The sequence below is a fragment of the Pannonibacter phragmitetus genome, from assembly GCF_050510895.1.
In the GTDB taxonomy this organism is placed as follows: Bacteria; Pseudomonadota; Alphaproteobacteria; order Rhizobiales; family Stappiaceae; genus Pannonibacter; species Pannonibacter phragmitetus_B.
Genome location: NZ_JBNINT010000001.1, coordinates 2,468,091 through 2,481,543, shown reverse-complemented (window position 1 = coordinate 2,481,543; position 13,453 = coordinate 2,468,091). Strand labels below are relative to the sequence as shown.

The following is a 13,453-nucleotide window of genomic DNA, read 5'->3' as shown; positions in this document are numbered from 1 at the left end:
CCCTGTTGCGGCCGGAAATGGCGCTGGTGCGTATTGGTACCGGAATGACAAGGGCCCGCCAAGGGCGAGCCGGGCGCCGGAGCTTCGTAGAAAAAGCTGGGGCCGGGCCGGGGTGGCCCGGCCCCATGCACGGTGCCTGATCAGGGTTTGAGGGCTATGTGAATCACCCCTGGTCAGGACCGTATCTTGCCCGCCTGCGATCAGATGTCGAAGAACACCGTCTCGTTTTCGCCCTGGATGTGGATGTCGAAGGTGTAGACCACCTCGCCATTCCGCTCCCCGCGCTGGGCGATCAGCGTCTTGCGGCGCACCGGGTGTTCCACGAGGTTGATGACCGGGTCCTTGGCATTGGCCTCTTCTTCATCGGAGAAATAGAGCCGGGTATTGAGGCCGATATTGATGCCGCGTGCGACGATCCACAGGCTGATGTGCGGGGCCTGCGGACGCCCATCCCGCCACCGGACGGAGCCGGGCTTGATGGTCTCGATGACGAAAACGCCGGTGTCGAAATCCGAGCAGCTGCGGCCCCATCCCCGGAAGTCAGGGTCAAGCTGACCCGGCCCCTTGTCTTCGGGGTGGTTGTAGCGGCCATCGCTGTTGGCCTGCCAGCTTTCGATCAGCACATCCTTCAGCGGCGTGCCGGAGCCGTCGAAGACGCGTCCCTCGATGCGGATGCGCTCGCCGCGCGTGTCTGGCCCGGCCACCACATGGGAGAAGTTCTTCTCGAAAATGTCGAACCCGGCCGCCTGCGGGGCAAGGCCGATGTGGACATAGGGGCCTGCCGTCTGGCTGGCGGTTTCCTGAAGATAGGGAAGCGGCAGAACCATGGCTCAGTTTCCTTCCAGACGGTTTTCGAAAAGCGTGGAGCGGCGGCCGCGCAGCACGATGTCGAAGCGGTAGGCCCGGTAGTCGAGAGGGGCAGAGGCCTTCATGTCCAGCGGGGCGATCAGCCGCTCGATAGCGCCAGCATCCGGGATGGTCTTGACGATCGGGCAGATGTCGATCAGCGGGTCGCCCTCGAAATACATCTGGGTGATCAGGCGCTGGGTGAAGGAATGACCGAACACCGAGAAATGGATATGGGCCGGGCGCCAGCTGTTGATGTAGTTGCGCCAGGGGTAGGGCCCCGGTTTGATGGTGCGGAAGAAATAGTAGCCGTTCTCGTCCGTCAGGGTGCGGCCGCAGCCGCCGAAGTTCGGGTCGATCGGGGCGAGATAGGTGTCCTTCTTATGGCGGTAGCGCCCGCCAGCATTCGCCTGCCAGGCTTCCACCAGCACTTCCGGCAGCCCGCGCCCGTTCTCGTCCAGCACGCGGCCATGCACCACGATCCGCTCGCCGATGGGCTCTCCCGTCTTGGCGTAGTTGAGGATCATGTCATTGTCGAGCGGACCGAGGTCGTTGTGGTTGAAGGCCGGACCTGTGATCTCGCCCATGCCCTGTTCCAGCGACAGAAGCGCCTTCTGCGGCGAGCGCAGGACAGAGCTCTTGTAGCCTGGCGCATAGGCAGGCGGATGCATCGACAATTCGCGCTGGTAGTAGTCGCCCAGTCCCGGGCGCGGAAAATTGTTTGGGCTCTCGCTCATGACTGGCCTCCCTGGTCCAGATCAGCAGGTTTGCGCATTTCCTCCACTTCGCCCATCCGCCCATTGGCGGCGAGGGTTTCGCGGGCAATCTTGAAAGCGGTGTTGGCCGCGGGCACCCCGCGTAGATCGCCACATGCAGCAGCGCCTCGCGGATGTCGCGCGCGCTGGCTCCCGTGTTGGCGCTGGCCCGCACGTGCATGGCCAGTTCCTCATGGTGGCCGAGCCCGGCCAGCAGGGCAATGGTGACAAGGCTGCGCTCGCGCTTCGTCAGGCTGTCATCGGCCCAGACCGTGCCCCATGCGCTTTCCACGATCAGTGTCTGGAAATCCTCGTCAAAGGGCGTCTGATTGGCAATGGCCCGGTCCACGTGGGAATCACCCAGAACGGAGCGGCGGGTCTTCATGCCGGTGGCATGGCGAGAGCCGGGGAACGGTCAGACAAGGGAATGCTCCTCAAGGAAACGATCAACGGCAGCACAGAAGGCCTCTGGCGCCTCGACACAAGGGATATGTCCGGCGCCATCGATGAGGGTGAAACGGGCGCCTTCAATGAGGTTGGCGGTGCCGCGCACCAGATCCGGCGGGGTCGATCCATCTTCGCTGCCTGCAATCACCAGCACCGGCAGCTTCAGTTTTGCCGTGGAGGCGGTGAGATCGGCGCCAGCCAGCGCATGGCAGATACCAATGTAGCCCTCCCGCGTGGTGCGGGTGAGCATGGCGCGCCAGCCGGTCAGTTCGTCCGGGCGGCTCTGACGGAAGGCGGCAGAGAACCAGCGTTCCAGAATGGGCTCCGAGAGTGAGGCGATCCCGCCCGCTTCAATCGCTGCGATGCGCTGGCTCCACATTTCGGCCGTGCCCACCTTGGCAGCAGTATTGCTGAAGACGGCGGCCCGAACCAGACCGGGGCGCAGCGCCGCCAGCCCCTGTGCCACCAGTCCGCCCACGGACAGACCCACGACGATTGCAGAGGTGATGCCGAGCGCGGCCAGTAGCTGATCGAGATCGGCGACGAGATCCTCAATGGAATAGGGGCCATCGGGGCATTCGGACAGGCCGTGGCCGCGCATGTCATAGCGCAGGATGCGGAACTTGCCGGAGTAATGCGCCGCCACCTGGTCCCATGAGCGGAAGTCCGTGCCAAGCGAATTGGCGAAAACGATAACGGGCAAGTGCCGCTCGCCGCTGTCGCTCACATGCAGGCACACACCGTTTGCGCGGATCATCTGCAACGCACTCTCTCCCTCTTGCCGCGATCCACTTGCGTGGCGCGTCCTCTCCTGGGGCAGACTATTTCATTCATTCATCGGTTATGTAAAATGACAAATCAGATAATCAGCATAACCGGAGGGAATGGATGATCATTGATGGCCGGGTGAAATACCGCCACATCCAGTGCTTTCTGGAAGTGGCTCGCAGGCGAAGCCTCGTGAAGGCGGCCGATGCGCTGGCCATCACTCAGCCGGCCGTATCCAAGACACTGAAGGAGCTGGAGGAAATCCTGGGCGTGCGCCTGTTCGAGCGCTCGCGCAAGGGTGTGGAATTGACCCAGTTCGGCGACGTGCTGCTGCATTATGCTGGAGCGAGCCTCGCTGCGCTGAAGCAGGGGCTCGACAGCGTGGCGCAGGCGCGCATGTCGGGGGATCTCGTTCCTGAATGTAGGGGTCCTGCCAAGCGTTGCGGCGCGTATCTTTCCGGAGGCGGTGCAGCGTTTCGAGGCAGAAGCCATCGGCACGGTGCTGACCATGGAAACTGGGCCGAACCGTTTTCTGCTGGGCCGTCTGAGAGTGGGCGAACTGGACCTGGTTGTCGGGCGGCTTGCGGATCCTGAACAGATGCAGGGCCTCTCCTTTACGCATCTGTATTCCGAAAGCGTGTCGCTTGTGGTGCGCCGTGGGCATCCGCTATTGGACGAACCTTTGGCAGACCTGTTGCGGATTGCGGATTACACCGTGCTTTATCCAACGCGAGAGGCGATCATACGGCCCTATGTGGAGCGGCTGCTGATTGCCAACGGCGTCACCCATTTGCCAAAGCGGGTGGAGACAATCTCCGACACCTTCGGGCGCATTTATACGCTGGACAGCGATGCTGTGTGGATCATTTCCAGCGGCGTGGTTGCCCGCGACATTGCCAATGGCGATCTTGTCGAACTGCCGGTGAAGACGGCGGAAACGCTGGGCCCCGTGGGGTTGACCACCCGCGCCGACACGCCGCCGACACCGGCGCTGATCCTCATGCAGGCCTGCCTGCGTTTTGCCGCTGAAAAGGCGCGCTGACCGATTGATACATGCCCGGCTGCGGCAGGTGCGGCCTGAGTCCAAGCCCGCGCCCTTATCACGGGCATGAATTGATGCTGCCGAAGGGATTTCTCCCAGAACCGCAAAAGGCGGCACTAAAGGTCCTGCATCCCGCATTCTGCGCAAAACTGTTTCTTATGCCCGGAAGCTGTGCCCGGTAGTCTCTCGCCCACGTTTCCGGTGCTTCAGCCAGCGGCCGGAAAGAGGGAAAGGCAATCGCATGTCAGACCGGCTCAGCAATCTCCGGCGTCTTGAGGCGGAGAGCATTCACATCATCCGGGAGGTGGCGGCAGAGTTCCGCAATCCGGTGATGCTCTACTCCATCGGCAAGGACTCCTCCGTGATGCTCCATCTGGCGATGAAGGCCTTTTATCCTTCCAAGCCGCCTTTCCCCTTCCTGCATGTGGACACGGGCTGGAAGTTCCGCGAGATGATCACCTTCCGCGACGAAACCGCGAAGCGGCTCGGGTTGGAACTGATCGTTCACACCAACCCTGATGGGCTGGCGCAGAACATCAGTCCCTTCGACCATGGTTCGCAGGTCCATACTCACATCATGAAGACCGAGTCGCTGAAGCAGGCGCTGACGAAATATGGATTCGATGCGGCCTTTGGCGGCGCACGGCGCGACGAGGAAAAGTCCCGGGCCAAGGAACGCGTCTTTTCTTTCCGCACGGCAGCCCACACATGGGACCCGAAGAACCAGCGGCCGGAATTGTGGAACCTCTACAACGCCCGCGTGGCGAAGGGTGAATCCATCCGCGCCTTCCCGCTGTCCAACTGGACCGAGCTGGACATCTGGCAGTACATCCTGGCGGAAAACATCCCCATGGTGCCGCTCTATTATGCTGCCACCCGCCCGGTGGTGGAGCGCGATGGCATGCTGATCATGGTCGATGACGACCGGATGAAGCTGCGGGCCGGGGAGACGGTGGAGGAAAAGTCTGTCCGCTTCCGCACACTCGGCTGTTATCCGCTGACAGGCGCGATTGAATCACAGGCTGATACGCTTCCCGCAGTCCTGCGCGAGATGCTGATCGCCCGCACCTCCGAACGCTCCGGCCGGTTGATTGACCACGACGACAGCGCCTCGATGGAAAAGAAGAAGCGCGAGGGGTATTTCTGATCATGGATTTTTCCGAAAACCTCACGTCCGAAGAGGCCGTGCTCGACTATATCCGCTCGCAGGAAAACAAGGACCAGCTCCGCTTCCTCACCTGCGGCAGCGTGGATGACGGCAAGTCAACGCTGATCGGGCGCCTGCTCTATGACACCAAGCTGATCTTCGAGGACCAGCTGGCGGCACTCGAAAAGGACAGCCGCAAGCACGGCACCGTGGGCGAGGACATGGACCTTGCCCTGCTGGTTGATGGTCTTGAGGCTGAGCGCGAGCAGGGCATCACCATCGATGTCGCCTACCGCTTCTTTGCCACCGACAAGCGCAAATTCATCGTCGCCGATACGCCGGGCCACGAGCAATACACACGCAACATGGCGACCGGTGCTTCCACCGCCGACCTCGCCGTTCTGCTGGTGGATGCCCGTCACGGGCTGATGACCCAGACCCGCCGTCATGCCTTCATTGCGTCTCTGCTGGGCATCCGCCACGCGGTGCTGGCAGTGAACAAGATCGATCTGGTCGACTTCTCGCAGGACCGTTTCGACGAGATCCGGGAAGCGTTTGAAGAGCTGGCCCAGAGCTTCGGGTTTGAGACGCTGCAGGCGATTCCCATCTCTGCCCGCTACGGCGATAACGTCACCACCCGCAGCGCCCGCATGCCCTGGTACGACGGTCCGGTGCTTCTTCAGCATCTGGAAAGCGTCGATGTGAGCCTTGCCGGGACCGGTCAAGCTTTCCGGTTTCCGGTGCAGTGGGTGAACCGTCCGAACCTCGACTTCCGCGGCTATTCCGGCACCATCGCCAGCGGGCGCGTGGCCGTTGGCGATGGACTGGTTGTTGCCGCTTCAGGCAAGACATCGACGGTTACGCGTATTCTTGGAACTCATGGTGATGTGCAGAGCGCAGGCACCGGTGAAGCCGTCACCATTGTCCTGAAGGACGAGATCGATATTTCCCGGGGTGATGTACTGGCTCCCGTTCAGTCCCGCCCGGACGTGGCAGACCAGCTTTCGGCTAATGTGATCTGGATGGCAGAGGACGCCCTGCTTCCGGGCCGCTCCTATCTGCTGAAGATGGGCGCGCGTACGCTCACCGCGTCGGTGACGGACATCCGCCACAAGATCAACGTCAACACCTTCGAGCAGACGGCAGCCAAGACGCTGGCGCTGAACGAGATCGGCCTTTGCAACATTTCGCTCGCGGCTCCAGCCGCTTTCGAGGCCTACGGCACTAACCGTACTATGGGAGCCTTCATCCTCATTGACCGCATGACCAATGCGACAGTGGGAGCGGGCATGGTGGCTCATGCGCTGCGCCGGGCCAACAACATTCACTGGCAGGCACTGGATGTGGACAAGGCGGCACGCAGCGAAAGCCTGCGGCAAAAGCCGGTGGTGCTGTGGTTCACCGGCCTTTCAGGCTCCGGCAAGTCAACCATCGCCTCCATCGTGGAGAAGAAGCTGCATCTGGAAGGCCGGCATACCTATGTCCTCGACGGTGACAACGTGCGCCACGGCCTCAACCGGGATCTGGGCTTCAGCGATGCCGACCGGGTGGAAAATATCCGCCGGGTTGCCGAGGTGGCACGGCTGTTCACTGATGCGGGCATGATTACGCTGGTGTCCTTCATCTCGCCCTTCAAGGCCGAACGCCAGATGGCGCGAGACTTGCTGCAACCGGGCGAGTTTGTCGAGATCTTCGTTGATACTCCGCTGGAAGACTGCAAGGCGCGTGATCCCAAGGGGCTCTACAGCAAGGCAGTAGCCGGGGAGATCCCGAATTTCACTGGCATCAGCAGCCCCTACGAGGCCCCGGAGAAGCCGGAGCTGCATCTCAGGACGGCAGGGCGCGACCCGGAGGCGCTGGCCGAAGAGGTGCTGCATTACCTGCGCCGTGAAGGTCTCATTCCTGCAACCGGCTATTTCACAGGCGGTGACGGCATCTGAGTTCCGGATGCTCCGGACAAGATAAAGGGCGCGGATCATCTCCGCGCCCTTGGTGTTTCGGCTCTGCCTTGTTTACGCGATCAGCCCTGGCCGGAGAGGCAGGTCTTCAGTGAGGCGGCCATGTTGCGGGCAACCTCGAAATAGAGGTCCTTGCCATTGGCCGCATCCGCGCCGAGGGGTCGAGAACGCCGGTGCGCACATCCGTGCCTTCAATCAGCACGCTCACGAGCTTGGGCTCAAACTGCGGCTCGGAGAAGATGCAGACGGCACCCAGGTCCTTCAGTTTGGCCTGAAGGGCCGCAACGCGCTCGGCACCCGGCTGCACTTCCGGGCTGAGGGTGACGGAGCCAGCTGCCCGCACGCCGAAGCGGTTTTCGAAATACTGGTAGGCATCATGGAAGACGACGAAGGGCTTGTCCTTGACTGGCTCCAGCTCCGCAGTCAGCTCGGTTTCAAGCGCCGTCAGCTTCTCTTTCAGGATCTTGGCATTGGCAGCATAGGTGGCTGCATTTGACGGGTCGGCTTCAGACAGGTGGTGGGCAATGTCATCTGCCATGGCCTTGGCATTCTCCGGATCCAGCCACACATGGGCGTCAAACTCGCCGTCTTCGTGACCATGGTCATGCGAATGACCGTGATCGTGGCCAGCTGCCTCCTTGCCCTCTGAGCCATGATCATGGCCTTCGTGACCGGCTTCGCCTTCTTCATCGCCGTGGTGGTGCGGTTCGAAGTTTGCATTCTCGCGCACTGGCAGCTTTTTGACGCCCGGCGCTTCCGAAAGTTCGATGGCCTCGGCTTTTTCGCCCAGCGTTTCCAGCGGCTTTTCCAGGAAAGGCTCCAGCTCCGGCCCGACCCAGAACACGACATCCGCATTTGCGATCAGCTTGGCCGTCGAGGGCTTCAGCGCGAAGGTATGCGGCGAGGCGGCACCGTCAACGATGACGGCAGGTTCGCCCACGCCATCCATGACGGCGGCAACAAGGCTTTGCACCGGCTTGATCGAGGTGACGACCTTGGGCGCGGCGAGTGCAGGGGAGAGGCTAAGCAGCATCAGGGCCGTCCCGGCCATTGCTGCGCGGACAAGGCGGCTCTTCGAGCCGGTTCGGGAAGTCTGGGACATGCGAAGTCTCCTTCAGTCCTCGGGGGAAAGGCCCGGCGCGGGAGGTGCGTCAGGCAGAACTTGTGATGTTATGTTGTTACATCGTTTGCGTGACCGTATAACGTATGAGATAAGTCCCCGCAACCCCGATCCTCACACTGGAAAGCAACCGGCTTGTCTCCCAGCGGTTCCAATCTCATCCAACTGTCCAATGCGGGCGTGCAGCGCGACGGCCGCTGGCTGGTGCGCGGCGTCGATCTGACCGTGGCTCCGCGTGAAATCGTCACGCTGATCGGCCCCAACGGGTCCGGCAAGTCCACCACGGCCAAGATGTCCCTCGGCATCATCGTGCCAACGGAGGGCTCCGCCACCCGGAAGAACGGGTTGCGCGTTGGCTATGTGCCGCAGAAGGTTGCCATCGACTGGACGCTGCCGCTGACGGTTGGCCGCTTCATGCGGCTCACCTCGCCGCTGTCCGAGGCTGAAGCCCTTGAGGCCTTGTCCGCCACCGGCATCGCCCATCTGATCAAGGCCGAGATGCGCAATCTCTCGGGCGGAGAGATGCAGCGGGCACTGCTGGCGCGTGCCTTTGCCCGCAAGCCAGACCTCCTCGTCCTGGACGAGCCGGTGCAGGGGTGGATTACAACGGCGAGATCCTGCTTTACGACCTGATCAAGGATCTTCGGGACCGGATCGGTTGCGGAATCCTGATGATTTCCCATGACCTGCATGTGGTGATGGCGGCTACCGATCAGGTCATCTGCCTCAACGGCCATGTCTGCTGCCGGGGCACGCCGGTCAATGTTGCCCGTTCCAGCGCCTACCGCGAACTCTTCGGCATCCGTGCTGCCGGGGCGCTGGCGGTTTATGAGCACAGCCATGATCACGAGCATCTGCCCGACGGACGCGTGCGCCATGCAGATGGCTCTGTCACCGACAGTTGCCATCCGGGCGATGGCCATCATGACCACGGGCATGATCATCACCATCATGAGCACCATCACCATGGACATGACCACACCCATGAAGCGGGCGCAGAGCCTTGTGGCGGCATGAAAGAGGACGGGCGCCATGCTGGATGATTTTTTCACCCGCGCCATTCTGGCCGGCATCGGCGTTGCGCTTGTGGCGGGACCGCTTGGCTGTTTCATTGTCTGGCGGAGGCTGGCCTACTTCGGCGACACGCTGTCCCATGCCTCACTGCTGGGTGTGGCGCTGGCGTTCCTGCTGAATATCAACATCACGCTGGCGGTCTTCGTCATCTGCACGCTGGTGTCGCTGCTGCTGCTCACGCTGCAACGGCGAGGCGGTTTGTCTTCCGATGCGCTGCTGGGCCTTCTTGCCCATTCCTCGCTGGCGCTGGGCCTCGTCTGCCTTGCCTTCATGACCTGGATCCGCATGGATCTGATGGGCTTCCTTTTCGGCGACATCCTGTCCGTTTCGCGGCTGGACATCGGGATCATCTATGGCGGCGGAGCGGTGGTGCTTGCCGTGCTGGCCATGATCTGGCGTCCGCTTTTCGCCGGCACCGTCAATGCGGATCTTGCCGAAGCCGAAGGCATGCAGCCGCAGCGCGCCAATCTCATCTTCATGGTGCTCATGGCGACCGTGATTGCCATTGCCATGAAGATTGTCGGCGTTCTGCTGATCACGGCACTGCTGATCATTCCTGCCGCAACGGCCCGCAGGCTTTCCTCCGGACCGGAGCAGATGGCCATCATTGCCGCGCTGGTGGGGGCTTGCGCCGTCGTCATGGGGCTTTTGCCTCACTGGACTTCGACACGCCCTCCGGACCGTCCATCGTGGTGGCGGCGATGCTGCTTTTCGGTGTAAGCCTGTTTCCGGTCCGGGCGATGCTGGGCCGCAAGCGCAGCACTGACAGTGCGGGCTGACCGGCGGCGGAGAGAAGGAAACGACGATGAGTGACCACTATGACCATCATCACCCCCATCACCACGACCGCTCCGGCCTGACGCGCAATCAGAACCTCGTGTTTGGCGCATTGGAAGAGGCGCATGGGCCGCTGACCGCCTACACTATCCTCGACAAGCTGCGTGTGGAAGGCTTCCGTGCGCCGCTGCAGGTCTACCGGGCGCTCGAAAAGCTCGTTGAAATGGGCATGGTGCACCGGCTGGAAAGCCTCAATGCCTTCGTGGCCTGCCGCCACCCCTCCTGCGAGGACCACGCCAGCACGGCCTTTGCTATCTGTGAAACTTGCGGGTCAGTGACCGAGTTTGCTGACGAGGAGATTTCCCGCCGTCTTGGCGGCTGGGCCAAGGGCGAAGGCTTTGCTCTTCAGAAGACGGTGATCGAGCTGCGCGGGCTTTGCAGCACCTGCCGTGAGGCTGCCGCCGCGCAGTGACGTTTGCTTATTCCTGGAAAAGCCCAGGCACGTCCGGCCAGGCCGCGCCGGGGTGATGCGCGGCAATGGCGAGAAACTCTTCCAGAAACGCTTGGCATCCTTCGTCATGAACGAGGTGATGGGTGAGGATGCCCAGTGGCTCACCGTCTGTGTTGCGGCGGCGCAGAAGCTGAAGGTCCAGCCGTTCGCGTGCACTTTCCCAGCCGATGAAGCGTCTGTCCTTCTTCCATTTGATGATGTCCACATGCGCCTGCACCACATGCGGGCCGTGATAGTGCCATGTGAAGGTGGACAGGCCAGTCAGCCCGGCCTTTGGCAGAAGGCGGATAATACTGGGGGCAATCCGGTTCCAGGGCGGCACCATGGCCGGAACGAAGCGCGGCCCGAAAAGCTGTTCAAGCCGGGCAAAGCCCTCCTTCAACTCTGCCAAAGCTTCCGCCTTGTCCCGCCGCGAGCCGAACTCGGAGGCTTTTTCGCCAAGATCCTTGAGCTGATGGTTGAGATGCTGCCAGCCATGTTGCAGCACGACAGCATGGGGATCATCCGCCAGCCGCTGCGCCAGCGCTTGCGTCGCCGTGCGGGGAATGACGGCAAGGGCCACCTGAACCTTGTGGGCGCGGGCAAGGCCCAGGATTGCCTCCAGCGCAGGCGTGGGCTCAATGGCGTCGTCATCACGCCACCAGAGACGCACCTTCCGGTCCCGCTCCGCAAACCAGTCGAGATGAGCCTTGAGACTATCCCGGAACGCGGCAAGCTCAATTGTCATGTGCGGAACTCTTCCAGATCCTTGAGGAGAATTTCGGCGCTCGCCTCTGCGCCGCCAAGGCGCACGGAGGTGGCGGTAGGGGGAGCGATAGGGCTTCGTCCACCGCACGCGCCAGGGCCGCGGGGAGAGGTCCTTCTCGGCCAGAACGACGGCGCGGCGGTGGCCAGCCAGCGCTTCGGCCCGTTGGGTCTGCTCGGTCTCTTTCACCTGTGCAAAGGGCACGAGCACGCTGGGCACACCTGCCCGCAGGATATCCAGCACCGTATTGTAGCCGGCCTGGCTGACCGACAGTCTTGCGCGGGCAAGAAGGTTCGGGAAATCCCGCCTTGCCCGCTCCACGATCATGCCATCCGCTGCGCGTGCCACATAGGAGGCAAAGGCTTCCGCGTCCACGTCGTGTCCCACCAGCAGCCGCCAGCGTGCATCTCCGGCGCGGGTGGAAAGGGCGCGGGCACCAAGAGCCGCTTCAATCAGGGAGGCGGAGACAGCGCCGCCGCCGCAGGAGAGGATCACCTCGTCCAGGCCCTCTTCGCCGGGCGCCTCGGGCCGTCCGTCCGTGCTGACATAGCCGGTGTAGCGCACAAGGTGGGCTATGCGGTCCGCGAAAGGGAAGCTGTCACCAAGCTCGACGAAGTCCGGATCGGAATGAACCAGCACCCGGTCATAGGAGGCCAGTGCCTGATCCGCCATCCACTCTTCCTTCCAGAGCTGCTGCTTGCGCACCAGAATGTCGCGGATGGAACTGGCGATCAGCGGACGCTGCGGCAATGCGCCTGCATGGGCCAAGAGCGGGGCCAGCTCGAACTCGAACTGGCGGCGGCCAAAGGGATAGGTTTCGGTCAGGAGGATATCGGCTGGCCGTGCCGTGAAGGCAGCCATCGTGGCCTCGGCCCGGCGGGCCATCCATGCCTCGTCAATCTCAGCGCCTTCCGGTGTCACCAGCCGGTTGAACACCGCATCGGGGCTGCGCACCGGGGGCAGGGTGATGACATTAAGCCCGCTGACATCCAGCGTCGGCGGCAGGGTGTTGCCGGTCGCAAGCGTCACCGATACGCCGCGTGCCGCCAGCGCCTGCCCGATGGCTGCCGCCCGCACCGCGTGGCCAGTGCCGAGAAGGTGCTGAACGTGGATGAAGGCGTGAAGGGATTGGCTGGGTGTCTTGGTCATCAGGGTTTCGTCCTCACACCCAGATAGTGCTTTTGCGCCGAATGGAGAAGGGCATCGAGACGGGCAGCGCCTGCGCCGAGATCATGCCGCGCCAGAATATGCGCACGGGCAGCCTCTCCCATTGCAGTGCGGAGGGGGCGGTTCAGGATCAGGCGGCGCAGGCTGGCGGCGAGGGCGCACGCATCGCCTTCGGGTGACAGAAGCCCGGTGCGGCCATCCTCAACTATATCCGGCACCCCAAAGGTGGCGCCGCCTGCTACCGGCAAACCGCTTGCCTGCGCTTCCAGAAAGACAAAGCCGAAGGCTTCGCGGATGGCTGGCCAGACGAAAACGTCATGGCAAAGATAGTGCTGCGGCAGCGCTTCCGGCGGCAGGGCTCCGGCAAAGTGGCAGCGGGCAGAGGGGAAAAGCGGCGTCAGATTTTCACGGGAAGGGCCATCGCCAACGAGGGTCAACTCCCAGTCGAGGTCCATCAACTGCGCCAGCGCCTCGGCCAGAACCCGGTATGAAGCTTCCTTGTCACCGGGGCGCATCATCCCAACGGCCAGTAGCCGCACAGCGCCTTCGCCGGGCCGGGTGGGACGCGGTTTCAGGAACGGCGTTGCATCAAGAAACGGCGGAAAGAGTTGCAACACGTCTGGTGCGAGAACCGGCTCAAGGCAGCCAGCATCGGCCCAGTGGATTGCCCCCACCGCATCCGCGCGCTGAAGGGCCTCATCGGCAGCGGCAAAGCCGAGGGCCCATGGGCCGGTCTGGCGCTTGGGCGCACGGCTTGCTTCCAGCACCACATAGGGAATGGCGAAATGGTCCGATACGGCAGGGCCAAGCCAGTCCGGGGCCTTGTGGTAAAGGTGATAGGTCACCCACACATCCGGCCGCCAGCCTTCGGCTTCCCAGTCTTTGATGATCCGCTCTGCTTCGCCCTGCGCTGCCGCTTGAGCTTGCGGCAGGTCTTCCGGCGCGGCGCGCCATGTCTTCAGCCGGCTGGCGGTCCGGGTCTCATGGCCGCCTGCTTCCAGCGCCCGCAGGATGAGCTGGGCAAAGGTCCGGTCGCCGGAGGGCTCCGGATCATCGGCAGGCTTCATCGGCGCATAGAAGGCGGCGCGCATCCCGG

8 protein-coding genes and 5 pseudogenes are annotated in these 13,453 nt (G+C 62.8%); 6 read left to right on the top strand and 7 right to left on the bottom strand.

Going from position 1 to position 13,453, the window contains the following annotated elements; genetic code table 11:
* Nucleotides 1-200: 200 nt before the first annotated feature.
* From pcaG to pcaD, 4 genes and pseudogenes are all read right to left on the bottom strand, one after another.
* A complete protein-coding gene (gene pcaG / locus ACQB61_RS11765) occupies nucleotides 201-827 on the bottom strand; it encodes a protocatechuate 3,4-dioxygenase subunit alpha (RefSeq protein WP_430512753.1) in 627 nt (208 codons plus the stop codon).
* A 3-nt stretch (nucleotides 828-830) separates the two neighbouring features.
* Nucleotides 831-1,583: a protocatechuate 3,4-dioxygenase subunit beta gene (gene pcaH, locus ACQB61_RS11760; RefSeq protein WP_430512752.1), complete on the bottom strand. Its 753-nt coding sequence runs from the start codon at nucleotides 1,581-1,583 to the stop codon at nucleotides 831-833.
* Nucleotides 1,580-1,986, bottom strand: a pseudogene (gene pcaC / locus ACQB61_RS11755) (4-carboxymuconolactone decarboxylase). Before pcaC ends, pcaH begins: the two are co-directional and overlap by 4 nt.
* A gap of 30 nt (nucleotides 1,987-2,016) precedes the next feature.
* Nucleotides 2,017-2,811: a 3-oxoadipate enol-lactonase gene (gene pcaD / locus ACQB61_RS11750; protein WP_430512751.1), complete on the bottom strand. Its 795-nt coding sequence runs from the start codon at nucleotides 2,809-2,811 to the stop codon at nucleotides 2,017-2,019.
* A 128-nt stretch (nucleotides 2,812-2,939) separates the two neighbouring features.
* Between pcaD and pcaQ the strand changes: the two are divergent.
* The 3 genes and pseudogenes from pcaQ (at nucleotide 2,940) to cysN (ending at nucleotide 6,945) form a co-directional block, all read left to right on the top strand.
* Nucleotides 2,940-3,858, top strand: a pseudogene (gene pcaQ, locus ACQB61_RS11745) (pca operon transcription factor PcaQ).
* Between the two features lie 241 nt (nucleotides 3,859-4,099).
* Nucleotides 4,100-5,005: a sulfate adenylyltransferase subunit CysD gene (cysD, locus tag ACQB61_RS11740; RefSeq protein WP_430512750.1), complete on the top strand. Its 906-nt coding sequence runs from the start codon at nucleotides 4,100-4,102 to the stop codon at nucleotides 5,003-5,005.
* A gap of 2 nt (nucleotides 5,006-5,007) precedes the next feature.
* On the top strand, nucleotides 5,008-6,945 hold the full coding sequence (cysN, locus tag ACQB61_RS11735; RefSeq protein ID WP_430512749.1) for a sulfate adenylyltransferase subunit CysN: 1,938 nt from the start codon (nucleotides 5,008-5,010) through the stop codon (nucleotides 6,943-6,945).
* An 80-nt stretch (nucleotides 6,946-7,025) separates the two neighbouring features.
* On the opposite strand, the pseudogene znuA reads toward cysN, so the two are convergent.
* Nucleotides 7,026-8,065: pseudogene (gene znuA, locus ACQB61_RS11730) on the bottom strand (zinc ABC transporter substrate-binding protein ZnuA).
* Between the two features lie 153 nt (nucleotides 8,066-8,218).
* Here znuA and ACQB61_RS11725 point away from each other — a divergent pair.
* From ACQB61_RS11725 to ACQB61_RS11715, 3 genes and pseudogenes are all read left to right on the top strand, one after another.
* A pseudogene (locus tag ACQB61_RS11725) lies at nucleotides 8,219-9,126 on the top strand (ATP-binding cassette domain-containing protein).
* Nucleotides 9,116-9,936: pseudogene (locus ACQB61_RS11720) on the top strand (metal ABC transporter permease). Before ACQB61_RS11725 ends, ACQB61_RS11720 begins: the two co-directional pseudogenes overlap by 11 nt.
* A 26-nt stretch (nucleotides 9,937-9,962) precedes the next feature.
* Nucleotides 9,963-10,406, top strand: a complete 444-nt coding sequence (locus ACQB61_RS11715; protein WP_430512748.1) for a Fur family transcriptional regulator — start codon at nucleotides 9,963-9,965, stop codon at nucleotides 10,404-10,406.
* 7 nt (nucleotides 10,407-10,413) lie between these two features.
* On the opposite strand, the gene ACQB61_RS11710 is transcribed toward ACQB61_RS11715, so the two are convergent.
* Nucleotides 10,414-12,339: a glycosyltransferase gene (locus ACQB61_RS11710; RefSeq protein WP_430512747.1), complete on the bottom strand. Its 1,926-nt coding sequence runs from the start codon at nucleotides 12,337-12,339 to the stop codon at nucleotides 10,414-10,416.
* Complete coding sequence (locus tag ACQB61_RS11705; RefSeq protein WP_430512746.1) at nucleotides 12,339-13,448, bottom strand: glycosyltransferase family 4 protein; 1,110 nt, start codon at nucleotides 13,446-13,448, stop codon at nucleotides 12,339-12,341. The genes ACQB61_RS11710 and ACQB61_RS11705 overlap by 1 nt, the downstream gene beginning before the upstream one ends.
* Between the last annotated feature and the right edge of the window lie 5 nt (nucleotides 13,449-13,453).